The 24165-nt window shown below is 66.8% G+C and carries 21 protein-coding genes; 8 read left to right on the top strand and 13 right to left on the bottom strand.

Annotation, left to right across the window (positions count from 1 at the left end; all coding sequences use genetic code 11):
- Positions 1 to 78: 78 nt before the first annotated feature.
- The 3 genes from IFT55_RS08120 to IFT55_RS08110 all read right to left on the bottom strand — a co-directional run bounded on the left by IFT55_RS08120 (position 79) and on the right by IFT55_RS08110 (position 3002).
- On the bottom strand, positions 79 to 1296 hold the full coding sequence (locus IFT55_RS08120) for an argininosuccinate synthase (RefSeq protein ID WP_192090926.1): 1218 nt from the start codon (positions 1294 to 1296) through the stop codon (positions 79 to 81).
- 204 nt (positions 1297 to 1500) lie between these two features.
- Entirely contained in the window at positions 1501 to 2253 is a 753-nt protein-coding gene (locus tag IFT55_RS08115) for a molybdopterin-dependent oxidoreductase (protein WP_192090924.1), read from the bottom strand.
- Positions 2250 to 3002 carry a cytochrome b/b6 domain-containing protein gene (locus tag IFT55_RS08110; RefSeq protein ID WP_192090922.1) on the bottom strand — a complete coding sequence of 251 codons (753 nt, stop codon included), beginning with the start codon at positions 3000 to 3002 and terminating at the stop codon, positions 2250 to 2252. Before IFT55_RS08110 ends, IFT55_RS08115 begins: the two co-directional genes overlap by 4 nt.
- A 204-nt stretch (positions 3003 to 3206) precedes the next feature.
- Here IFT55_RS08110 and IFT55_RS08105 point away from each other — a divergent pair, with 204 nt between their 5' ends.
- Positions 3207 to 3818 (top strand): flavin reductase family protein, encoded by a 612-nt coding sequence (locus IFT55_RS08105; protein ID WP_192090920.1) that lies wholly within the window; start codon positions 3207 to 3209, stop codon positions 3816 to 3818.
- Between the two features lie 3 nt (positions 3819 to 3821).
- Here the strand turns inward: IFT55_RS08105 and IFT55_RS08100 are convergent, their stop codons facing one another.
- The 9 genes from IFT55_RS08100 to ftsE all read right to left on the bottom strand — a co-directional run bounded on the left by IFT55_RS08100 (position 3822) and on the right by ftsE (position 11755).
- Positions 3822 to 4580 carry a sulfite exporter TauE/SafE family protein gene (locus tag IFT55_RS08100; protein ID WP_192090918.1) on the bottom strand — a complete coding sequence of 253 codons (759 nt, stop codon included), beginning with the start codon at positions 4578 to 4580 and terminating at the stop codon, positions 3822 to 3824.
- A gap of 45 nt (positions 4581 to 4625) precedes the next feature.
- Positions 4626 to 5927 (bottom strand): MFS transporter, encoded by a 1302-nt coding sequence (locus tag IFT55_RS08095; RefSeq protein WP_192090916.1) that lies wholly within the window; start codon positions 5925 to 5927, stop codon positions 4626 to 4628.
- Positions 5928 to 6000: 73 nt separating this feature from the next.
- On the bottom strand, positions 6001 to 6363 hold the full coding sequence (locus IFT55_RS08090) for a Rieske (2Fe-2S) protein (RefSeq protein ID WP_192090914.1): 363 nt from the start codon (positions 6361 to 6363) through the stop codon (positions 6001 to 6003).
- The gene (gene hmgA / locus IFT55_RS08085) at positions 6360 to 7643 is read right to left on the bottom strand and encodes a homogentisate 1,2-dioxygenase (RefSeq protein ID WP_192090911.1); all 1284 of its coding nucleotides are present in this window, start codon (positions 7641 to 7643) and stop codon (positions 6360 to 6362) included. Before hmgA ends, IFT55_RS08090 begins: the two co-directional genes overlap by 4 nt.
- A 161-nt stretch (positions 7644 to 7804) precedes the next feature.
- Entirely contained in the window at positions 7805 to 8872 is a 1068-nt protein-coding gene (gene hppD / locus IFT55_RS08080) for a 4-hydroxyphenylpyruvate dioxygenase (protein WP_192091485.1), read from the bottom strand.
- A gap of 60 nt (positions 8873 to 8932) precedes the next feature.
- Positions 8933 to 9631, bottom strand: a complete 699-nt coding sequence (locus tag IFT55_RS08075; RefSeq protein WP_197976377.1) for a lysophospholipid acyltransferase family protein — start codon at positions 9629 to 9631, stop codon at positions 8933 to 8935.
- Complete coding sequence (locus IFT55_RS08070; RefSeq protein WP_192090908.1) at positions 9628 to 10167, bottom strand: ElyC/SanA/YdcF family protein; 540 nt, start codon at positions 10165 to 10167, stop codon at positions 9628 to 9630. The genes IFT55_RS08075 and IFT55_RS08070 overlap by 4 nt, the downstream gene beginning before the upstream one ends.
- Positions 10164 to 11045, bottom strand: coding sequence for a cell division protein FtsX (locus tag IFT55_RS08065; protein WP_192090906.1), 882 nt, complete (start codon positions 11043 to 11045; stop codon positions 10164 to 10166). Before IFT55_RS08065 ends, IFT55_RS08070 begins: the two co-directional genes overlap by 4 nt.
- A complete protein-coding gene (gene ftsE, locus IFT55_RS08060; protein WP_192090904.1) occupies positions 11045 to 11755 on the bottom strand; it encodes a cell division ATP-binding protein FtsE in 711 nt (236 codons plus the stop codon). Before ftsE ends, IFT55_RS08065 begins: the two co-directional genes overlap by 1 nt.
- A 183-nt stretch (positions 11756 to 11938) precedes the next feature.
- Between ftsE and IFT55_RS08055 the strand changes: the two genes are divergently transcribed.
- The 7 genes from IFT55_RS08055 (at position 11939) to IFT55_RS08025 (ending at position 21133) form a co-directional block, all read left to right on the top strand.
- Positions 11939 to 12772, top strand: a complete 834-nt coding sequence (locus tag IFT55_RS08055; protein WP_192090902.1) for a zinc-ribbon domain-containing protein — start codon at positions 11939 to 11941, stop codon at positions 12770 to 12772.
- A 634-nt stretch (positions 12773 to 13406) separates the two neighbouring features.
- On the top strand, positions 13407 to 14351 hold the full coding sequence (locus tag IFT55_RS08050; protein ID WP_192090900.1) for a hypothetical protein: 945 nt from the start codon (positions 13407 to 13409) through the stop codon (positions 14349 to 14351).
- Positions 14352 to 14381: 30 nt separating this feature from the next.
- Entirely contained in the window at positions 14382 to 15227 is an 846-nt protein-coding gene (locus IFT55_RS08045; protein WP_192090898.1) for a metallophosphoesterase family protein, read from the top strand.
- A complete protein-coding gene (locus tag IFT55_RS08040) occupies positions 15224 to 15928 on the top strand; it encodes a hypothetical protein (RefSeq protein ID WP_192090896.1) in 705 nt (234 codons plus the stop codon). The genes IFT55_RS08045 and IFT55_RS08040 overlap by 4 nt, the downstream gene beginning before the upstream one ends.
- A gap of 334 nt (positions 15929 to 16262) precedes the next feature.
- Positions 16263 to 19289: a TonB-dependent receptor domain-containing protein gene (locus tag IFT55_RS08035; protein ID WP_197976375.1), complete on the top strand. Its 3027-nt coding sequence runs from the start codon at positions 16263 to 16265 to the stop codon at positions 19287 to 19289.
- A gap of 82 nt (positions 19290 to 19371) precedes the next feature.
- The gene (locus IFT55_RS08030) at positions 19372 to 20043 is read left to right on the top strand and encodes a response regulator transcription factor (protein ID WP_192090894.1); all 672 of its coding nucleotides are present in this window, start codon (positions 19372 to 19374) and stop codon (positions 20041 to 20043) included.
- 76 nt (positions 20044 to 20119) lie between these two features.
- Positions 20120 to 21133 carry an AAA family ATPase gene (locus IFT55_RS08025; protein WP_192090892.1) on the top strand — a complete coding sequence of 338 codons (1014 nt, stop codon included), beginning with the start codon at positions 20120 to 20122 and terminating at the stop codon, positions 21131 to 21133.
- Positions 21134 to 21266: 133 nt separating this feature from the next.
- On the opposite strand, the gene IFT55_RS08020 is transcribed toward IFT55_RS08025, so the two are convergent.
- Positions 21267 to 24065 (bottom strand): insulinase family protein, encoded by a 2799-nt coding sequence (locus IFT55_RS08020; protein WP_192090890.1) that lies wholly within the window; start codon positions 24063 to 24065, stop codon positions 21267 to 21269.
- Positions 24066 to 24165: the final 100 nt, after the last annotated feature.

Here is a 24165-nt window from a genome sequence, read left to right as displayed (position 1 = left end):
CCCGTATCTGTCGTCGGGGCGTTATCATGCGGGTGGCTAAGATGCGGTTAAGCTAACCTGGCCCCTTCAGCGGCAGGATTACCGGTCGCGCCGGCCCAGCAGGCGCAGGCGCAGCGCGTTCAGCTTGATGAAACCCGCCGCGTCGCGCTGGTCGTATGCGCCCTGATCGTCCTCGAACGTCACGACCTTTTCGCTGTACAGCGAATTGGGCGACCGGCGGCCGATGACGTGGGCGCCACCCTTGTACAGCTTCAGCCGGACTTCGCCCGACACCTTGTGCTGGCTGTGATCGATCGCGGCCTGCAACATCTCGCGCTCGGGGCTGAACCAGAAACCATTGTACAGCAGCTCGGCATAACGCGGGGCCAGTTCGTCCTTCAGATGCGCGGCACCGCGATCGAGCGTGATCTGTTCGATCGCGCGATGCGCGACGTGCAGGATCGTGCCGCCGGGCGTCTCGTACATCCCGCGCGACTTCATGCCCACGAAACGGTTCTCGACCAGATCGAGCCGGCCGATACCGTGCGCACGGCCAAGGTCGTTGAGCTTCGCGAGCAGCGTCGCGGGTGACATGCCTTCGCCGTCTACCGCCACCGCATCGCCGCGTTCGAACGCGATCGTCACGATCTGCGGCGTGTCGGGGGCGTCTTCGGGGCTGACGGTGCGCGAGAAGACATATTCGGGCACTTCGTCCCACGGGTCTTCCAGCACCTTGCCCTCGGACGAGGTGTGCAACAGGTTCGCGTCGGTCGAAAACGGCGATTCGCCGCGCTTGTCCTTGGGCACCGGGATCTGGTGCGCCTCGGCAAAGGCGATCAGCGCGGTGCGGCTGGTCAGGTCCCATTCGCGCCACGGCGCGATCACCTTGATATCGGGGTCGAGCGCGTAATAGCCCAGTTCGAACCGGACCTGATCGTTACCCTTGCCGGTGGCGCCATGGCTGACCGCATCGGCATTCACCTGACGCGCGATCTCGATCTGGCGCTTGGCGATCAGCGGGCGGGCGATCGACGTGCCGAGCAGATACAGCCCTTCGTACAGCGCGTTGGCGCGCATCATGGGGAACACGAAGTCGCCGACGAATTCCTCGCGCAGGTCGTCGATGAAGATATGCTCGGGCTTCACGCCCATCATCTCGGCCTTTTTCCGGGCCGGCTCCAGTTCCTCGCCCTGGCCCAGATCGGCGGTGAAGGTCACGACCTCGCACCCGTAATTCTGCTGGAGCCATTTCAGGATGACGCTGGTGTCGAGTCCGCCGGAATAGGCGAGCACGACGCGGTTGATGGAGTCGGCCATGGTGGCTCCTTGCATGGAACGGGGTGTCGGCGCGCGACTAGGCGACCGGCGTGCCGCGCGCAAGGATCGCGGGGCGCGGGCGTCGTCCGCGCCGCGATCCCTCAGCGCGCCGCTGCGGGTCGGACCGGCGGCGACGCGTCCCGTGTCAAAGCTTCCCGCCGGACGCATGGCGGCATCGCGATCGTCGGACGACAGGCTGCGTGCTTAGATTCCCGCGTACCAGTCGTAGCCCGCGACATCTTCCCAGAAGCCGCCCTTGCCCCCCGCGATGCCGTCCAGCGATGCGACCGCCTCGATCCGCTGGACATATTTCGCGTGCTTGTAGCCCAGTTGACGCTCGACGCGCAGCCGGACCGGGGCGCCGTGCGGGACGTCGAGCAGCCGGTCGTTGAGCGCCCATGCCAGGATCGTCTGCGGGTGGAACGCGTCGATCAGATCGATCGATTCGTAATAGGGTCGCCCGTTCAGCGCGTCGGCGCAGTGGAACACCAGATATCGTGCGTCGCGCCGCAATCCCGCCGCGTCCAGCAATCGCGACAGGCGCGGGCCGGTCCATTTGCCGATCGCGCTCCATCCCTCGACACAGTCGTGCCGCGTGATCTGGTTGCGTGACGGCATGGTGCGCAACTGGTCGATGCGCAGCGACAGCGGGCGCGCGACCAGCCCGTCGATCGTCACGCGCCAGTCGGCGAAGCGCGCGGCGGCATGGGCGTTGTAATCGGGTGTGTTCGGGTTGGCAGTACCGTTCGACCGGAACACGGGCGATCGCTGGTCGGCGCGATACTCCACTGCCAGCGCATCGCGTGCGACGATCGTGTGTTGCAGCGTGCGGTGCGCCCGTTCGGCGCCGCCCAGCAGCGTCTGCGCGGCGGGAAGCTGCGCGACGGTATCGCAGGCCGCGACCAGCCCGCCGGCACCCACCGCCAGCGCGGATCGACGGGACAGCAACCGGCTCATTCGGGCACCCGCCAGCGGCCGGTTACCATCGACCGCATCTCGTTCACCGCGCCGGCAAGGATCACCAGCACAAGATGGACGATGACGAACAGCGTGATGCCCGCCGCGGCAAGGAAGTGGATCGACCGCGCTGACTGCCGCCCGCCCAGCAGGTCGAGGACCCACGGAAACCCGGCATTGAGCGCGGGCGACAGCGCGCTGCCGGTCACGATCACCAGCGGCAACAGTCCGAAGATCACCAGCACATAGCTGAGCTTTTGCAACACATTATATTCTCCCGGCGCTTCGGGATCGTGAAACCGGAACGCCAGATGCGCGCGGACATCGTCGGCAAGGTGCGCGCGGGTCAGGTCGCGCCGCCGGATCGTCAGGTCGCGCCGGAAATGGCGGTTGAACAGGCTGACGATCATATAGGCCAGCAGCCCGAACGCGAGCACCAGCGCGAACGACAGGTGCCAGTTGCGCGCCAGCGCCAGATTATAGTTTTGCGGGATCGTCACCCATCCGGGAAACCGGTCGAACGTGATCCACGGCGTGTCGAAATTCGCGCCATAGCGGCCCCAATAGAGCCGGGGATGCGCGTTCAGGATCATCAGCCCGCTGCCGATCAGGATCACGATCGCGACCGCATTGACCCAGTGCCACAGACGGGTCGCGAGGCGATGGCGATAGATGGTACGGCTGGTCACATCCGATCCTACCGCCGATCCGCGCCGGGGCGAAGGGACAATACGCACCGATGGCGTCATGCTAGAGCGTTACCGGACCAGGTTGGACGATCGGCACGGAGATGATTTTGGCGTGGTGCAAGGCGTGAGGAGGGAGCAATGCCGAAGCATCGTGACCGACCAACAACGCAGCATCACGGCAAAAGCGCCCCGCCGCGCAGCGGTCGCCCGCAGGGCGATGACGGTGGTTCAATCTGGTCCGGTAACGCTCTAGGGGGCCGGGCCATGACCGACTTTCACTTCTACGATCCCGCCAACGGCCATGGGCTGCCGCACGATCCGTTCAACGCGATCGTCGCGCCGCGTCCGATCGGCTGGATATCGTCGGTGTCGGCCGACGGCGTGCGCAATCTGGCACCGTACAGCTTCTTCAACGCGTTCAACTATACGCCGCCGATCGTCGGCTTCGCATCGACGGGGGCGAAGGACACGCTGTCCAATGCGCGCGCGACCGGCGAATTCGTGTGGAACCTCGCGACGCGGGGACAGGCGGATGCGATGAACGCGACCTCGGCAACGGTCGTCGGCGACGAATTCGCGCTGGCGGGGCTGGATACGCTGCCATCGACGCGGGTCGCGCCGCCGCGCGTCGCCGGATCGCCGGTCCAGTTCGAATGTCGCGTGACGCAGATCGTGCGGCTGGAGACGATCGAGGGCAGTGCGGTCGATACGTGGCTGGTGCTGGGACAGGTCGTCGGCGTGCATATCGACCGTGCGCTGCTGGACGACGGCATCTATCGTACCGCCCGCGCCCGGCCGATCACGCGCGGCGGCGGGCCGGGCGACTATTTCGAGATCGGCGAGGATGCCCGCTTCGTGATGCCGCGTCCGCGCTGACCGTCACGCATAGGCGCGCCAGAAGAACACGCACGTCACGCTGGCCGTCACCACCAGCGTCCATGCCCGGATCGCCCCGGCGGACAGCCGCCGGCCGAGCTTCGCGCCCAGCCATCCGCCGACGATCCCGCCCGCGATCATCGGCAGGCACGCCGCCCATGCGACGAAGCCGAGCGCGATGAACACGATCGCCGCCGCGCTGTTGGCGGTCGCCAGCATCAGCGTGCGCGGCGCCGCCATCGTCTTGGGACTGGCCCCGGCGAGCAGCCCATAGGTCGCGGTGACCATCATGCCCACGCCGCCGCCGAAATAGCCGCCATAGACGCCCAGCAGCACCTGCGCGACGACCAGCGTCTTGCCACCGATCGCAACCCGGTCGTGCAGCCACGCCGCCGCGCGACCGCCGAATGCGATGGCAAGGAATGCGAGCAGCAGCAACCACGGCACGATCACGTCGAACAGGTCGCTGGGCGTCAGCACCAGCAACGCGCTGCCCGCCAGTCCCGCGACGAAGGTGATCGCCGTCAGTAACCGGATCGACAGGCCGCCCAGCGGTCCCAGTCCGGCGCGATACGCCCATGCGCTGGCGATCGCGCCGGGTTGCAGCGCGACGTTCGACGTCGCGTTCGCGATCGATCCGGGCAGGCCCAGCGCGATCAGCGCCGGCATGGTGGCAAAGGTGCCGCCGCCGGCCAGTGCGTTCATCGCACCGCCGGCCATGCCGGCGGCGGCGGCCAGCGCAAGGGAAACAGGTTCGAGCATCGCCGCGCTAGAGCCGGGCCGGGGCGGCGATGCAACCCGCGATCGTCAATCCTCCGCGATCAAGCTGTTCCGGCTGGTGTCGCGCATCCGCAGATAGATCACCAGCGATACGCCGATCATCGCGGTCACATACCAGTAGAAACCCTGTTCCCAGCCCGCGCCCTTGAACCGCAGCGCGACATATTCGGCCGTACCGCCGAAGATGGTGTTGGCCAGCGCATAGGGCAGCGCGACGCCCAGCGCCCGGATATGCGCCGGGAACAGTTCGGCCTTCACCACCGCATTGATCGACGTATAGCCGGTCACGATGATGAGCGCCGCCATCACCAGCAACCCGGCGGTCAGCGGATCGCGGGTATGTTCCAGCGCGCTGAAGATCGGATAGGTGAACAGCACGCCCGCGACGCCGAACCCGATCATCAGCGGCTTGCGCCCGATCCGGTCGCTCAGCGCACCGGCGACCGGTTGCAGCAGCATGAAGACGAACAGCGTCACCGCGTTGATCTGGCTGGCGGTTTCGCGGCTGAACCCGCTGGTGTTGACGAGGAACTTCTGCATGTAGATCGAATATGCATAGAAGGCGAGCGTACCCCCCGCCGTCAGCAGCATGACCAGCGCGGTTTCCTTCGGATGGTTGCGCAGCAGGACGAGGAACCCCGATTTCGGCTGCGTCTGCCCCTTGGTGTTCTTGTAGCTTTCGGTTTCGGCAAGCCCGCGCCGGATGCGGAACACCACGATCGCCAGCACCGCGCCGATCACGAACGGAATGCGCCAGCCCCAGCTTTCCAGCGTTTCCTGCGTCATCACCGCCTGCAGCCCCACGAGCAGCAGGATCGCGAGCAACTGGCCCGAAATCAGCGTGACATACTGGAACGACGAAAAGAAACCGCGCCGGTCCTTGCCCGCCATTTCGGACAGATAGGTCGCGCTGGCCCCATATTCGCCACCGACCGACAGCCCCTGCAGCATCCGCGCGAACACCAGCAGGACCGGGGCCGCGACACCGATCGTCGCGAATCCGGGGGTGCAGGCGATGATGAGCGATCCGACGCACATCAGCGTCACCGACACGGTCAGTCCCGCCTTGCGTCCGTGCCGGTCGGCATAGACGCCCATCACCCATGCACCGATCGGACGCATGACGAATCCGACGGCGAACACCGCCGCCGCGCTCAGCAACTGCGCGGTGCGATCGCCGCTGGGAAAGAACACCGGTGCGAAATACAGCGTGAACGCCGCATAGACGTACCAGTCGAACCATTCGACCAGGTTGCCGGTCGATCCGCCGATGATCGATTTCAGGCGGCTGTTGGTGGATGCCGGCGCGGCCGGCGGCACTGGTGTCATGCGATCCTCCCTGTTCGTATACGCCCAATATCGGCACGGACCGGTCGAGGAAACCCCCGGGTCGCGCCTTTCGTCACGCGGTCGTAACGATCCCGTCCCGTATCGCGACGGGCCATGGCGTCAGCGACTGGCCCATGCAGGGGCCACCCACGCATGCGCCGCTGGCGATATCGAACAGCGCGGAGTGCCAACTGCACGCGATCAACCCGCCGTCGGGCGTCAGATATTCGTCCAGCCGCCGTGCCAGCGACACCCCGGCATGCGGACACCGGTCGACATAGCCGACCACCGCGTTCCCTTGCCGCACGACGAACCCGTGAAACCGTCCGGCGCGCAGTTGCAGCACGTAATTGCGTGCCGCCCCGTCGGCGATATCGTCGATCGGTCCCAGCGCGACTCCCGCCGGGGTGGCGAACACGCGCGCGTCGTCGCTCATCCGGGCAGCCGCGCCTTGGCGAAGCCGGTCCAGACATCGTCGTAATCGAGCTGCATCGTCGGCGTCTCGCTCGCCCAGCGGGTCGGGCGGACGACGTGGTGCGTTTCGAACATGAACGCCATGGTGTCGACGATTTGATGCGGGACCAGCGTGGCCGCGACCGCCTTGTCATAGCTCGCCCGATCGGGGCCGTGGCCGTTCATCTGGTTATGAAGCGACGCCCCGCCCGGCGCGAATCCGCCTTCCTTCGCGTCGTACGCGCCGGTGATGAGGCCCATGAACTCGCTCATCACGTTGCGATGGAACCATGGCGGACGAAAACTGTCCTCCGCCACCATCCAGCGCGGGGGAAAGATCACGAAGTCGACATTGGCGGTGCCCGGCGTCTCGCTGGGCGACGTCAGCACGGTGAAGATCGACGGATCGGGATGGTCGAACGACACGGTATTGATCGTGTTGAAGCGCGTCAGGTCGTACCGGTACGGCGCAAGGTTGCCGTGCCACGCCACCACGTCGAACGGCGAATGGTCGAGCGTCACCGTCCACAGCGCGCCCTGAAACTTCTGGATCACCTCGCATGGTTCGTCGCGATCCTCGAACCACGCGGACGGCGTTTCGAAATCGCGCGGATTGGCAAGGCCGTTGGCGCCGATCGGCCCCAGATCGGGCAGGCGCAGCAACGCGCCATAATTCTCGCACACATAGCCGCGGGCATGGCCATCGGGCAGCGCGACGCGGAACCGCACGCCGCGCGGGATCACCACGACCTGAAGCGGCGCGACGTCGATCCGTCCCAACTCGGTATCGATCGCCAACCGCCCTTCCTGCGGCACGATCAGCAGTTCGCCGTCCGCCGAAAAGAACACACGATCCATATCGGCGGTCGCGGCGTACAAATGGATGCCGACCCCATTATGCTGCGCAACATTACCCGTTCCGCCATAGGTGATCAGGCCGTCGACCCAGTTGGTCGGCACGTCGGGCATCGGCAACGGGTCCCACCGCAACCGGTTCGGGCTGGGCGGCACGTCGATAAACGGCGCGGTCTTCAGATGCGGCGCGCCGTCATAGGGGCGGAACGCCCCATGTTGCGCCGTGGGTCGCAGCCGATACAGCCAACTGCGCCGGTTCTCGCTGCGCGGCGCGGTGAACGCGGTGCCGGAAAGCTGTTCGGCATACAGGCCGAAGGGGACATGCTGCGGGCTGTTGCGTCCGATCGGCAGCGCGCCGGGGACGGCTTCGGTCGCGACATGGTTCGCGAAACCGGGGTGATAGGTCATGATCCTCTCCGTCCTTGCGGCTGTCCGCCGTCTCTCGCTTTACTGATCGTGGTCCGTTGCCCGCATGGCCGTCAGTCGCGGCGAAGCCGCGCCTTGCGGCCCGGCTCCGTTCGCGCTGGCCGGGCGTGGCCGCGCACCGTGGTACGCGCATCCGGCGACGCTTATGCGTCGACCGTGATGACCCCGCGCCGGATCTGGTCCAGTTCGATGCTTTCGTACAGCGCCTGGAAATTGCCGTTGCCGAACCCCTCATTCCCCTTGCGCTGGATGATCTCGAAAAAGATCGGCCCGAACATCGGTTCGGTGAAGATCTGCAACAACAATCCTTCCTCGCCGGTATCACCGTCGATCAGGATGCGGTTCGCCTTCAACCGGGCAAGGTCCTCGCCATGGTTCGGCACGCGCTTGTCGACCAGCTCGTAATAGGTTTCGATCGTGTCCTGCAACCGGACGCCGCGCGCGCGCAGCTTTTCGACCGTGCCGTAGATATCGTCTGTGGTGAAGGCGAGATGCTGGATTCCTTCGCCGTTATAGTCGCGGATGAACTCCTCGATCTGGCTCTTGTCGTCCTGGCTTTCGTTCAACGGGATGCGGATCGCCTTGTCCGGCGCGATCATCGCCTGGCTGAACAGGCCAGTCGCCTTGCCCTTGATGTCGAAATACTTCTGTTCCTCGAACCCGAAAATCTGGTTGTAGAACGTCGCCCATGTCCGCATCTGGCCGCGCTTGACGTTGTGGGTCAGGTGGTCGAGCAGGTCGAGACCGACATTGTTCTGTGCCTCCGCCGCGTCCGCGGCGGGCACCGCGTCCCAATCGTCGTACATCGATCCGGCGGCACCGTGCCGGTCGACCAGATACAGCAGCGACCCGCCGATCCCCTCCAGCACATAGCCTTCGCCCAGCGCGCCGCGCGATGCGTCGGCAGGCTTCGCGCCGCGCGCGACGGCGGCATCGAACGTCGCCTTCGCATCGGCCACGCGGAACGCCATGCCGGCGGCCGATGGCCCGTGCGCGGCGGCGAACGCGGCGGCATGGCCGTCGGTCGTGCGGTTGAGCAACAGGTTGATCCGCCCCTGCTTGTACCGGACGATATCCCGCGTGCGATGGCGATGCGCGGCGACGAACCCGAACTGTTCGAGCTGCTCTGCCATGCGGTCGACGTCGGGCGCGGTGAATTCGCAGAACTCGAACCCGTCGAGACCCAGCGGATTGACGTCCATATGCTCCATCGCGGCATCCTCTTCTTTTGGTATCATTTGATACGATGCTGCGCCGATGGTGCGGGGGTGTCAAGCCGGGGCGGTCGTCTCCAGCTGGTTGATCGCCGCATGGACGCGTGCCTCGATCTCCTCGCGCGGCAACCCGGCGGGGATGGGCGGCAGGAACCGGATGGTGATGACGCCGCTGCGCTGCGCCCCGCGTCGCCGCATGCACAGCCCGCTGTTCAGCGCGACCGGGACGACCGGCATGTCCAGCGCCTTGTACAACCCGGCGAAGCCTGATCGCAGCGGCGGCGTTTCGCCGGGCGCGACGCGCGTTCCTTCGGGAAAGATCAGCACCGACCGGTTCTGTTTCCGCGCCACCGCCGCTTCCTTCAGCATCGAACGCAGCGCCTTCGACGATGCATCGCGGTCGACCGGAATCGCGCCATAGGCCCGCGCCGCGCGGCCCCAGAACGCCATGTCGGCCAGTTCGCGCTTCAAGACGATCAGCGGTCCGTGGATGCGCTGCGTCATTTCCAGCGTCTCGAACATCGCCTGATGCTTGACCGCGAACAGGAACGTGCCCGGTGGCCGCTCCCCTTCCACCCGGACGCGGACGCCCAGCAGCCAGCGGGCGAGGAACCGGTGCGTCGCGATCCATACATGGGCATGGCGATGCATCGCCGCCTGCCCGAACCGCGCCGACAGCGGTGCGGAAACGACGATCGGCACCGACACCGTATAGAAGACGATGCGGAACACGATGGTGCGGATCCATGCGATCAAAGGTCGATTCCCGTCCTGAGTACGATGCCGCGCACCAGATATTTGTTATATTCGCCGAACAGCAGCCCGAAGCCCGGCGACCCGGCCACCGGATCGCGTACGACCGTGACCGAATTGCCCAGCGCGTTGCGCAATTCCATCGCGGCGCGCGCCATGTGCCAGTTCGACGTCACCAGCCGCACCGACCGATAACGATGGCGACGGACCCACTGTGCCGTCTCGTCGGCGTTCGACCGGGTATCGACCGCTTCCTTGCCCAGATCGACGCAGCAGCGGAACAGCCGGCGCGGCGCATCAATCGCCGCCGCCAGTTCGCCGGGCCGGACGTCGGGATCGACGCCGGTGACCAGCATCCGCTTCGCCTCGCCGCGCTGGACGATCGCGAGGCCGCGTTCGATCCGGCCGGGCGCGCCGGTCGGCACGACGACGCCGTCGGTCACGGTACGGTTGGTGACCGGTTGCGGCAGGGTCACCGCGAACAGCGCGAAGCCCAGCGCATAGAGCAGCAGCGCGACCGAAGCGATGCGTCCGATCACAGCACGCGCGCCAGTCGGCGCAGTACCGCGATCCGCGCGGCCAGCGTCGCCAGCGCGACGAAGGCGAAGGGCAGGGCGGCGACGATCGCCCAGTCAGTCGCCTGCAACCGCACGCCATCGACCAGCTGCGATCCCAGCGTTCCCAGCCGGAAGCCGAGGAACGCCGCGACCAGCCCGCCGCTCAACACGCCGATCAGCCCGCCGGTCAGCGTGTCCCACGCGATCCGCCGTTGGAACAGGCGCGCGATCTGAAGGTCGGTCGAACCCAGCATGTGCAGAATGTCGATCGTGCCGCGATGGGTATCAAGCCCCGATCGAGTCGCCAGCAGCACGACGGCGGCGGTCGCGCTGGCCATCACCACCACCAGCCCCAGTGCCGTCCAGCCGAGCACGCCGATGAATCCGCGCACCGGGGCCAGCCACGTCGCATGGCGATCGACGCGGATATTGTCCGAACCGGTGCGGGCCAGCGCCTCGACGCGCGCCGTCGCGGCATCGTCGCCCTGCGCCAGATCGACGTCGATCATCGCCGGCATCGGCACGTCGGCGTCCAGCCCGGCTTCCCCCAGCCATGGTTCGAGCAGTTCGGCCATCCGCGCACGATCGACCTCGGCGGCGCGGGCCACGTCGCGCGATGCGCGCAGCCGCGACAGCAGCTGCGCGACCACCGCATCGCGGCGCGTCGCATTGCCCTCGATCACCTGCACCGTCAGCCGCGCCGCCAGTTGCCGGTCGAGCGCGCGCCCGGCCGACTGCGCCGACAGGCCCAGTGCGGTGGCCAGCGTGGTGAGGAAGATCATGATCGCCATGATCCAGATCATCGCCCGCCGCCCCTGCCGATCGTCGAGCAGTTGCTGCCCCGGCCGCATCCGCGCCATCAGCGTCCGCCGTCCGGCGGCGGGGGGTTGCGCAATTCGCCGGTCGGATCGGACAGCCGGCCGCGATCCAGCCGTAGCATCCGCGCCTGCGGCACGCGGTGCAGCAGGTGATAGTCGTGCGTCGCCATCACTACGGTCGTCCCCAGCCGGTTCAGCGATTCGAACAGCATCAGCAACCGGTCGGCCATGTCGGGATCGACGTTGCCGGTCGGTTCGTCGGCGACGAGGATATCGGGCCGGTTGATGACCGCGCGCGCGATCGCCACGCGCTGCTGCTCCCCGCCCGACAGCGTCGGCGGACGCGCATCGGCGCGATCGGTCAGCCCGACCCATGCCAGCATTTCGTCGACCGGGTCGGCGATATCTTCCTCGGCGATGCCCGCCACGCGCAGCGGCAACGCGATGTTGTCGCGCGTCGTCAGATGCGGGACCAGCCGGAAATCCTGGAACACCACCCCGATCCGGCGGCGGAATCCGGGCAGGCGGCTGCGCGGCGACAGCACCATGTCCTCGCCGAACAGGCGGATGACGCCCCGGCTGGGCCGCTGCGACAGGTACAGAAGCTTGAGCAGCGACGTCTTGCCAGCACCCGACGGCCCCAGCAAAAAGTGGAATGTCCCCGCACTAAGCGCAAAGCTAAGGTCGCTCAACGTCTCCGACCCCTGGCCATAGCGCAAGCCGACATTCTCGAACTGAACGATGTTGACCACGTGCGTCCCTGATCCCGCCGGTGATCGCCAATCGCACATGGGGACGTTCGTCTCAAGCGCGGTGCAATCGGCCTTGCCACGGACCCTGCCGTCGCCGTAGTTTCGACGTTTAAGATACTTGGCTTGCACGCATCCGCCTGGCGACAGGGCGCGGAGCGGGCGCGATGGGGGACTGGGGACGCAATGATCCTCGAATGCACGCAATGCCACATGCGCTATCTGGTCGCCGATTCGGCGATCGGTCCGGCGGGACGCACGGTGCGCTGTGCGGGATGCCGGCACAGCTGGTTCCAGGCCCCGGCGATGCTGGACCTTGGCGAGGCGGCCGCGGTCACCCCGCCGCCCGCCCCGGTCGCGCAACCCGCCATGGCGGGCGCGGCGGAGGATACGGGCGGCTATGCCCCCCGTCCGCGCGACGAGCCGTCGAACCCGTCCCCGTTGCGTGACGAGGCGCCCCGCCCGGCGCCGCTGCGCGCGCGCAGCGTGCCGATCGATCCGCCGCGTCGCTATGTCGACCCGGAAGCGGATCGCGCGGAGCGGATCGCGTCGGGCCAGGTCGATCCGTTCGCGCATCAGGCGCCGTTCGCGCCCCGCCGCAATCCGGCGCGCCGTCGCACCGCCGTCGCCATCGCGGCGGGGGTGGCGATGCTCGCCGCGACCGGCGCGATCCTCAATTCGGGCACGCCGGGCATCGCGCAGCAATTCGGCCTGCCGATCGGGCCGGGCGAAACTCCGCTGGAACTGTCGATCGGCACGCCGGAACGGCGGCTGTTGTCCAGCGGCAACGAATTGTTCGCAGTATCGGGACGCGTGCTCAATCCAACCGGTGCCCGCCACCGCATCCCCGATATCCGCGCTGTGCTGAAGGACAGTCAGGGCCGTATGGTCTATAGCTGGACCATTAAGCCGCAGACGCGCGCGATCGGCCCGAGCGGCAGCCTCGCGTTCAACAGCGCCGCGCTGGACGTACCCGCCAGCTCGAAGAAGCTGGAACTGAGCTTCGCGTCGGGCATCTAGGGCGGATCGATATTCGGCGCGAGGGTGCCGCTACGGCCTCCAAGGCCGCCACCCCGGGGCTTGGTCCGGGATCCATCGTGCGGTAATCGTTGGCGGTCGCGGCTTTTCGCTTCGTTCGCGGTCAGGTGGAACCGGGCTAGTCCGGGGTGACGGCATTCGACCGATTGTTCACCGAATGCCTATCCGTCCCGGGCGCGCACCGGTATTTGGCGGCGCGCTGGCGTGGCTTGTCGACGTCATTGCCAGCGCCGTCCGCCTGCCCCGATGATGGTCGTGCCGGAGGCATGCGCGTGTAGGCCGGAGGTCGGTCTCGCGTCCCTGCTGGTTGGACGTCGCGGTCCGGCGTTGAAGGGCTTGGCTCCCCGCCGCGACGCTGAGCGTCACCGTCCTGCTTCGCAACGGTGGTCCCGCGCCCCGCGTGGTGCGATGTCCGTTCGCATCGGCAAGTGGGCCGACTGGAACACGCGGCTATTGTGGCTAACGCCCGGTCAACTCGATCGCGACCACCTCCTCGAACGGACCGGCTGATCGTCCCAAGGCGGGGAGCCGTGTCGGCGGTCCGCCCATGGCCGGACGCAGTACGACTGCCCAACGTCGCCCGGATGTGGTAACTAATTGTAAAGAGGAGAGGCGAATGACAACCGAAGCCGCAATCACGGGCGGGGCGATCGCGATCATGCTGTATGCCTGTCCCGCCATGGGACAGGACCGGACGCCGCTCGTCGAACCCGACACGGCGTTTCGCGATCTGAGCGAAGGTCTCCCCGGCCCGGTTTCTCCGTCCAGCGGTACGTCGACCGTTTCCCCCAGCAGCGTTCCACAGGCGATGGAACGGATGAACGACACCGACACGCGCGCCGACCTGTCGCTGGGAGCGATCTATGCGCAGGGTGACTTTGGCACCGGGTCGAAATCGACGATCTGGAGTACCGCCATCGGCGCGCGGGTGCGCGCGGGCGATCTGACGCTATCCGCGTCGCTGCCGTGGATGCGGATCGAAAGCCGGTCGACGATCTTCACCGGCATCGATGCGACACCGGTCTTGGTCGACACCGACACGTCGCCCGACCGTCGGACCGCGCAGGGTCTCGGCGATCTGACCGTCGGCGCGTCGTACACGTTCGCATCGTCGGCATCGCCGGTCGAAGTGGAACTGTCGGGGCGGGCCAAGATCAATACCGCGACACAAAGCAGCGGCCTGTCGAGCGGAAAGAACGACTATGCGGTCGGCGTTGACTGGTCGGTTCCGTTGGGACGGATCACGCCGTTCGCGTCGTTCACCTATCGCTTCTTGGGCGATACCGAAGCGTACACGCTGCGCAACGGGTCGGCGATGTCGGGTGGCGCGTCCTATGCGGTCAGCAGCGATACCTTCGTACTCGCATCCTACCATTATGCGCGGTCCGCGACGGCGCTGGTCGACGACGCGCATGAACTGTTCGCGGGGGCATCGACGCGCATCGCCCGGTCCCCGCTTCGCCTGACGGGATTCGCCACGGCGGGGCTGTCGCGTGGCGCGGCGGACCTGTCCGCCGGGCTGGCGGTTTCGATGGGCCTGTTCAACCGTGACGCACGATGACCGATCCGTCGACCGATCGGGGACGCTAGCATGACCCCGCGTCGCCGACGCGCCGCGGCGGCGGTGGAGCGGGTATATGCGATCGGGGACGTCAACGGCCGGTTCGACCTGTTCCGCCGGCTGATGCACCTCATCGCGCGCGATCAGGCGCGACTTCCGCCCGTGCCGACCGCGATCGTCCTGCTCGGCAACATCATCGACCGGGGGCCGGATTCGGCGCGGATGGTCCGGGGATGCATGGCGCTGTCGGCGGCCAGCGACCGGTTCATCGTGCTGAAGGGCAATCACGAGGATATGATGGTCGAGGCGCTGCGCGGCAATCCGGCGGTATATGCCCATTGGCTGCGTGCGGGCGGTACGGCGACGCTGGCGAGCTGGGACGTGGACGCGACGGTCGCCGACGGTGCCGCCAGCGCCGGGAATATCCGTATCGCCGCCGAAGCGGTGGGCGACGATACGCTTCGGTGGCTTGCCCAACTTCCGCTGACGCACGACCATGGCCGGTATCTGTTCGCGCATGCCGGCATCCGGCCGGGCGTTCCCCTCCGCAAGCAGGACCCGGAAGATCTGTTGTGGATCGCCGACGAATTTCTCGATTCGACCGTGGATCACGGCGTTACGGTCGTTCACGGCCATACGGTCGCCGAAAGCGGGCCGGTGATCCGGTCGAACCGCATCGGGATCGACACCGGCGCCTATCGCACCGACCGGCTGACCGCGCTGGGGATCGAGGACGACCGGACGTGGACGTTGCACACCACGCCCGATGCCGCGCCGACCTCTGCGCGCGACGAGGCGATCTACCGGACCTATTACGAGAACGGCGTCGCACGGGCGCTGGGTCGCAGTCAGCTTCACGACGCGGGGAAATCATGATGCCTGCGCTCGACGCGTTCGTTGCATTCGGCGATGCGGCGCTCGACGCCGACCTTGCAGCGATATTGGGGCTGGGGGCGGACCGGCCGGCAGCGAAGCGTGTGCAACGCTTCGCCTTCGTCCCGGACCTGCCGCGATATCGCGATCAGGCGAAGCTGCTGGTATCGGCGCTGCCGGCGCTGGGCACGATCGCCGCGGTATGCGCTGCGGTGTATTTCGTTCGGCCGACCGCGCCGTTGCCGCCCGTGACCGAAGTGCCAGCCACTGCTCCGGCAACCCGGCCGGCCGGTCGCGACGCACCGGTGTCGGCTCCCGTTCCTGCTCCCGCACCCATGGCCGCGATCGACGTGCAGGATGCGGCACCTGCGCCGGAACGCGATCGAGAGGCGGTTCCGCCGCCCGAAACCCGTCCGGCGATACGATCGGCCCGCGCCGTCCGGCCGGCCGGAAGAACGGCGCCGGTGCCGCGTTCCACGCCCGTCGACCGTCCGGTACGGGCGTTCGCCCCGCAGGACGTCGCCGTCGCCCCATCGTCGCCGCGACCTTCCGAAACCGGGGATCGGGCACCCGTGGCCGTCCCGGTTGCCGTGGCGCAAGACTCCCGGCCGGATCTGCCTGCCCCATCCGAAGCAAAAACGCCGTCGGAACGGACGCGGCGCGACAACGTAACCGCGATCCGATCGCTGCGCCGGCAGTTCTGAAAGCGGCGCGTACCGTCGAGGTGGCGGGTGACGGCGGAACTTCGTCGGGACCAGCGATAGCCGCCTGCACACGGTGCCGGTCGTTCGGGCACCAGCGCAGAATATCGATGCGCTGTGGCAGTCGCCATACGGGTGCAGGCGGTCATATCAAGAACACGCCGCGTCACTTCGACTACCGTCATGTCCCGCCGCTGACGGAACAGGTTCGGGTAAGCTTCCTGCCATAGCGTTCCTATCAGCCAGCATGAACGGCCCGTCGTAAAGATGAGAGCGCGTCGGCTTGCAGCAGGAGGAGCGACGTTGCCGATACTATCGGCCTAGTTGGGGGGAATTGATGATGCGTCTTTCATTCAGGGCATTACTGCTCGCGGCTGCGGTGTTTCCAGGTACGGCGATGGCGCAGGACGCGCCGACGTCCGATCCGAAGCAGCCGACGGAGGTTCCGCGCGACGCCGCGCCGGACGAAGGAACGCAGACCGTCATTTCGGGCCAGCCGGAACAGATCGCCGAAGAGCGCCGTGAAGCGCGCGATGCCGCCGGGTCCGATGCACAGGCCGATATCGAAGTGACGGGCAGCCGCCTGTCGGACGGTGACGTCACGTCGCAGAAGATCATCATCACACGCGAACAGATCAAGGCGCGCGGCGTGACCTCGGTCGAGGATCTGATCCGCACCCTGCCGCAGAGCGTCAATACGATCGGTGCGATTACCAACGAACGCGGACGCGGACCGTTGTCGCAGCGGGCGCGCGGATCGGACGTGTCGCAAATCGGCAGCCTCGGCGTGTCCGCCGCCAATCTGGGTGGCACCGGTGCGTCGAACACGCTGGTGCTGGTCAATGGCCGGCGGATGGCGGGTGCGGCGGGGATCGAGGACGGGTTCGTCAATCTGAACGGCATTCCGCTCAGCGCGATCGAACGGGTCGAGATCATCCCCAGCGGATCGGCGGCGATCTATGGCGCGGATGCGTTGAGCGGCGTCATCAACTTCATCCTGCGCAAGGATGGCAAGGGCCTGACCCTGGGTAGTCAGGCGCTGGCGTCCAGCACCGATGCCGACAGCGCACGGTTCAACGCGTTCGGCGCGTTTTCGTGGGGAAGCGGGCGCATCTCCGGCACCGCCGACTATCAGATGCGCAAGCCGGTCAACAACCGGAAGTCGGGCTATGTCACCGACGATTATTCGTCCTATTTCAACGGTGACCCGCAATTCGATTACCGGCGGTTCACCACGGGATTGCAGCCGGGGGTCATCGACCAGTCCGGTTCCCGCTTCGATCCTGTAACGGGTACGACGACGTTTGTCTCCGAAGGGCTGACGGTACGTCCCGGGCTGAATCGTCCGGCGACCATTGCAGACTTCGTCCGGATCGGAAACGAATCGCTGCGCGACTTCATTCCGAAGTACGCGGGTCCCGAGTCCGAAACGATCAGCGTTACCGGTAACCTCGATCAGAAGATCACCGATCGCCTGTCCTTCTACGCGCAAGGCATGTATTCGCGGGCGAAGAACCGGCAGCAGGCCGATCTGGGACAGGGCCTCCAACTGACGCTGGCGCCTGGTCAGGCGTACAATCCATTTCCCGCCTTCGGCACCAATTCCTTTCGCCCCGAAACCGATGTCTATTATTTTCCCGCGGCCGAGGTCGCCGCAGGACTGATCCAGCCGCGTGAATTCAACAATACCGCAACCCAATGGTCGGTGAATGCCGGTCTGACCTATCAGTTCAACGACGATACCCGGCTGAATCTGATTTATACGACGTCGCGTTCCACCAGCAACGGGGACGGGGTGGCGCTGGGATCAGTCGCCAACATCACCACGCTCGCCAACGGAACCCGGGGTTGCTACAATTTCGAACTGGCCCAGAACCGGATCAGCGCCGAACGCCGCGCCGCATTGCAGGCAGCGTTCGACGTCCAGTGTCGCGCGCTCACCAGCCCGGATCCCGCGGTAGCTTTCAACCCGTTCGGTACGGGTGGCGGCAGCATCACCGATTTCCTGTACAATGATCCCACGGAAAATCGCCAGTCGCGGTTGCAGCAATATGAGGCGCGCCTCAGCGGATCGCTGCTGACGCTGCCTGCCGGCAAGCTGACCTATGCGATCGGCGGCGAATATATCGATGACGGTGTCGACAGCCGGGAAGTCCGTGACGTCACCGGTGCGATGGGCAGCCGCGACCGCTATGCCGGTTTCGTCGAACTCAACCTGCCCATTCTCGGCCGGGGCTATGACCTGCCCCTGATGCGCACGCTTACCTTCAACCTTGCGGCCCGGCGCGACACCTTCGATTCCGAAGGACCGATCGGCACCGTCGACGACCTGCCGGTCGCGCAGGGCGGCGAGCTGTTGTTCGGCAAGAACTCGTTCAGCCGCGTCACCCCGTCGTTCGGCGTCCGCTACCAGCCGGTCGAACAGTTGACGTTCCTCGCGAAATGGGGACGCGGGTTCCAGCCGCCCCCTTATACGCAGTTGTTCACGCCGGCGGGCACGCAGGAATCGTTCGCCAGCATCATCGGCGATCCGTTCTACGACTGCGCGGCGAACCGCGACTGCGTCCGCAACCAGCCGGCGCGCGGGTATCTGGTGCCGCTGATCGTCGCGCCCAACGTCGATCTTCGTCCGCAGACGTCGCGGCAGGAAAGCTTCACCGCATCATGGCGGCCGACCGGTTTCCTAACCAGCCTCACGCTCGATGCGACCTTCAACCGCACGGTGATCCGCAATGAGTTCGCCCGGCTCGACGATTTGAACAATCTGTTGACCCGACAGGAAATCTACGGCCTGAGCCAGTTCTATCCCCGCGGTGCGAACAACAAGATCACGCAGGTCAATGCCAGCGTGTTCAACATCACGGGTTCCGAATATTCGTCGATGACCTATGAAGCCAGCTACAACTTCATGACCGGCATCGGCAATTTCGAGCCCCGGGTTATCGTGATCGACAACCTGAAATCCGAGCGTCGTGCGTTGCCGGACAGCCGGACCGTCTCGACGCTCGGCAAGATCCAGGGGCCGGACGATTATCGTGTGGTCGGATCGTTGGGATATTTCCGGGACCATGTCGCGCTGACGCTGTGGGCGTATCACACCCCCTCCTACGTCAACGATTACGACACCAGCCTTGAGGCAGGACTGGAAACCGCGACCGAAACGCGTCGGACGGTCGACAGCTATACGACGTTCGACCTGACCGGATCGTGGAACACGAACCAGCGGTTCCGGTTCAACTTCGCGGTGCGCAACCTGTTCAATCCCAAGCCACCGTTCGCGCTGGTGCAGAACCGGCCCTATGACACCGCCCGGTACAACGCCAACGGACGCACCGCGATGGTGCAGGTGGAGTACAACTTCTGATCCGATACGACCGCAACGCCCTTTGTCCGCAAGCGGGACGAAGGGCGTTGCGCCGCCCGGGCGGCGCTGGCAGGAGACGTGCATGCGCTTGCTGATGGTCGAGGACGACGCGGGGGTCACGGAGACGCTGGCCACCTATCTTCGCCGTCAGGGGTATGTCGTCGATGCTGCGGGGACGCTCGACATGGCGCGCGAGGCGCTGGCGTCCAACCGGTTCGACCTTGTCATCGTCGATCGCACGCTGCCCGATGGCGACGGCATGGAACTTGTCGTCGGCGCGGCAGAGCGCGGTCGGCCGCAACGTTTTCTGATGCTCACCGCGATGAGCGGGGTGGAGGACACCGTTGCCGCGCTGGAGGCGGGTGCGATCGATTACGTCGTCAAGCCGTTCGAACCGCGCGAGTTGCTGGCCCGCATCCGCAACGCCCTGCGGCGCGAACTGACCGAACCGCAGGCGCTGAAACGTTTCGGCCCGCTCAGCTACGACGTCGAGACCAACGGCTTCACGATCGACGATGATCCACTCGTCCTGCGGCGGACCGAGGCGCTGATCCTCGCTGCGCTGATCGCCCGCCCCGGCGCGATGGTCCAGCGTGAGACGATGGAAGCCCGCGTCTATGGCTATGACCAGTTCGTCAACGCCAACTCACTGGAATCGCAGATATCGCGCCTCCGTCGACAGCTCGCGGCGCGGACCGACCGGGTACGGATTCAGGCGGTGCGCGGCGTCGGCTATCGCCTGAGCGAGACGTGATGCCAGCCTGGTGCAAGCCAGCGGTGCGATGCTGACCCCGAACCTGTGGCCCGTTCCCCCTTTCGATCGAGATCCGATGCAACCGACTGACGACATTGCCGATGCCCGCGCAAGCGCCGCGGAGTTCACCGCCACCTTCCGCCGCATACGGGACGAGGTGGGGCGCATGATCGTCGGCCAGCACGCGGTCATCGACGGCGTGCTGACCGCGCTGATGGCGGGCGGGCACGTCCTGTTGGAAGGCGTGCCGGGACTGGGCAAGACCGCGCTGGTATCGGCGGTCAGCGAAGCGGTGTCGGTTCCCTTCTCTCGTATCCAGTTCACGCCCGATATGATGCCCGCCGACATCATCGGCACGTCGATGCTGACCGAGGGAGAAGGCGGTCGCCACGAACTGACGTTCGAGGAAGGACCGATCGTGTCGAACCTCGTCCTTGCCGACGAGATCAACCGCGCCACCCCGCGCACGCAGTCGGCGCTGCTGGAGGCGATGCAGGAAAAGCAGGTCACGGTCGGGCGGCGCACGATTCGCATGCCCGATCCGTTCTGCGTCATGGCGACGCAGAATCCGGTCGATCAGGAAGGCACCTATCCGCTGCCCGAGGCACAACTCGACCGGTTCCTGTTCAAGCTGCTGGTCGGCTATCCCGACGAGAGCGAATATCACGCGATCATCGACCGGACGACCAGTGCCCAGACGGTGCGGATCGCGGCGGTCAGCGACGCGGCCACGCTGGTCCGGATGCGCGCCGTGGTGCGCGCGGTGCCGGTGGCACAGGTCGCCAAAAGCTATGCGATCCGGCTGGTGATGGCGACGCAGCCGGGCAGCGACTATGCGCCCGATATCGTCACGCGCAACGTCGCACTGGGCGCGTCGCCGCGCGGGGTGCAGGCGCTGATGCTGGCGGCGAAGGTACAGGCGCTGCTCGACGGGCGGTTCGCGGTCAGCACCGACGATATTGCGGCGGTCGCGCTGCCGGCATTGCGTCACCGCATCGTCACCAACTTCCACGCGCAGGCGGGCAGCGTCACCGCAGATACACTGGTCGAAGAGGTGCTGGCCGCCGTCGAGCGACCGACCGACGGCTGACACGATCGACGGTGATCGCCCGGTTGTCGCGGACGTTGCACCGCATGACGACTACCGGGCAACGCTGCGGCAGGGTGAACATATGGTCTCGTCCCACGGGCAATGGCCATGATGCAAGCCGGTCGGAAACGCTTCAGCGCAGCCGTTTGCCATAGACGTCGCGGACCTCGACCGGGCCGAGGTTCAGTGCGCGCACGTTGCGTTCGATCGTTGCCAGATCGCCGACCACGACCCATGTCAGTTCCGCCGGGCGATAGGTTTCGCGCGCGACGCGGTTGACCTGTTCCTGCGTGACCGCCGCCAGCCGCTCGCCGGCCCGACGCGCGTCGTCCAGTGGGCGCCCGCGATCATTGGCGCGCACGATCGCCTGCATCACCGCCGCGTCGCTGCCCAGCGTGACGGGGATGGCACGGATCGCGGCCGTGCGGCGTCCGTCCAGTTCGACGGCATCGATCGGACGGGTCGTCACGATCGCGGCCACCTCGTCCCGTATTTCGCGCATCGCGGCGGCGGTGTGGATCGCTTCGATCGCCCCGCTGGCGCTGAACAGGCGTGGTCCTGCGGGCGCGTCGGCGATCCCGCCCTGGAAGCCATAGGTCCAGCGCTTGTCGCCGCGCAGGTTCATGTTGATGCGGCTATCGAAATCGCCCGCCAGTGCCATGTCGGCGACGACCTCCGCCGCGCGGCGATCGGGAGCATAGGGCGGGACCAACTGGCCGACCGTCACCAGAGTTTGCGCCGCCCCCGGTACGTCGATCAGGATCACCCGGGCGCCAGCCGGGGCGATTGGCGCATCGTTGACGGCGTGCGCGGGACCGGTGCGCCGCCAGTCGGCGAAGTGGCGCTCGGCAAGCCGCCGCGCTTCCGCCGGGGTGATATCGCCCATCATCACCAGCGTAGCGCCATCCGCGCCCAGTTCGCGGCGATGGAAATCGGTCAGCATGGCGTGGGTCAGCGGCTGCGTCGTGTCGCGACCGAACAGCCGTCCATTGGGGTGATCGCCCCACAGCGCGTTCAGGAGGACCGCCTGCGCCGCGTTCTGCGGCGCGGCGGCATAGGCGGCATTGCGGCCCGCCGCCGCAGCATTGTACGCATCGATCCTCGCCTGCGGATAGGCGGGGTGGCGCAGCATGTCGGCGGCCAATGCGAACCCGGCCGGCGCGTTGCGGGTCAGCGTCGACCAGCTGAAGCTGCTCGTGCGGGCGCTCCGGCCGCCGCCGACGACCATTCCGGCACGTTCGCGCGCCGCCGATAACGCTGCCTCGCCGGTTTCGGTCGTTCCCGCCGTCATCAGTGCCAGCGCCTGACCGACCGTGCCGGGGGCGTAGCGCAGATCGGCGAGCGTGCCTGTAGGAAATTGCAGATAGGCATCGACGATCGGCACGTCGTGCCGTTCCGCGACGATCAGCGTCAGCCCGTTGGCGAGGGTCGTCTTCGTAAGCGGAGGAAACTGCACCGCATCCTTGAACGGGCCGGGCTGCGGCAACCGGCTGCGGTCGACCATCGGCGCGGACACGGCCGCAGATGCCGGCGGGCGAGCCGTGACGACCGGGTCGGGGGCGGTGGAGGCCGCGGCGGGCGGTAGCGGCGTGGGCGTGCCGGGCAGGATGGTCTGCTGGTAAAAGGGGCGGGACAGCCAGCGCGCGGCGACCTGTCGCAACTGCGCGCTGGTCGCCCCCGCCGTCCAGCCGCGCTGGCGCAGCAGCGACGCGGGGTCGCCCAGATACAGTTCGCCCAGCCCCATCTGCTGTCCGACGGCGGCGTTGTCCTGCATCTGGCGCAGCAGCATCTGATCGGTCATCGCGGCGATGGCGGAGAGCCGCGCCTGATCCGGCCCGAGCGCGATATAGCGCGCGAGCGCGGCGTCCAGTGCGGCTTCGGCTTTTGCGACGGGGACGTCCGGCCGCACCGCGATCGACAACGAGAAGGTGGTGGAAAGCTGTTGCTGATCCATCGCGGTAGTCAGGCTGGACGCGGGCAGTCCTTCGCCGACGAGGACTGACTGCAACGATGCGGGGCCGGGCACCTTCATCGTCTGTTCGACCATCTGCAACAGCGTCATGTCGCGCGCGGCGGCGGGATCGACCGGCCAGACGCGGGTGATGACGGGGGCGGGGACGGCATCCTCGAAGACGACGCGCCGGATCCCCGGCATCTCCGGGCGCAACGCTACGGGGCGGGGAAGCGCGGGGCCGCGCGGCACATCGGCGAAATATCGCGCTACCTTCGCCCGCGCCGTGGCGACGTCTATGTCGCCCGACAGCACGAGGATGGCGTTCCCCGCGCCGTACCACGTCCGATACCACGCTTTCACCTCGGCCAGCGTGGCGGCGTCGATATCCGCCATCGTGCCGATGACCGGGCGGGTATAGGGGTGCCCGGCCGGATAGAAGTCGCGCTGGAACCGCCGTTCCGACAGCGATGCGCCCGATGGCGACTGGAGCGCTTCGTTGCGGACCACGGCGCGCTGTTCGTCGAGCGACGCCTGCGTCAGCCCGCCCGCCAGATACGCCATCCGGTCCGATTCGAGCCATAACGCGAGGTCGAGTGCATTGGTCGGCACCGTCTGGTGATACTCGGTATAGTCTGCCAGCGTGCTGGCATTCGCGTCGCGCGCGCCGGCCAACAGCAGCGGGGTCAGATAGTCGCCGCCGCGATGCGCGGTCGGCTGGAACATCAGATGTTCGAACAGGTGCGCGAAGCCGCTGCGCCCGCGCGGTTCGTCCTTCGACCCGACCTTGTAATAGACGCCTACGAACACGTCGGGATTGCGGCGGTTGCTGTGGACGAGGACGGTCAGCCCGTTGGGCAGGGTGAAGCGTTCGACGTCGAAGCGGATCGGGGCCGGCACCGACGTGGCGACCTGTGCGATGGCGGGCGACGGGGCGGCGGTGGCGAGCAGCAGGGCAAGGCCATGACGGTACAGCGGCACGATCGGTCTCCGTCGCGCAATGGGGCTTGGGGCGCGTCCGGACGATCAATCACGGGAAGCTTGCACCAGCCTTGCGAACGGTCGACGTCAGGTTGGTGCA

Origin of the sequence: Sphingomonas sp. CFBP 13720, from assembly GCF_014842075.1 — a bacterium.
Taxonomy (GTDB): domain Bacteria; phylum Pseudomonadota; class Alphaproteobacteria; order Sphingomonadales; family Sphingomonadaceae; genus Sphingomonas.
The sequence above is the reverse complement of the archived record's forward strand: the minus strand, read 5'-3'. Positions and strand labels throughout refer to the sequence as shown.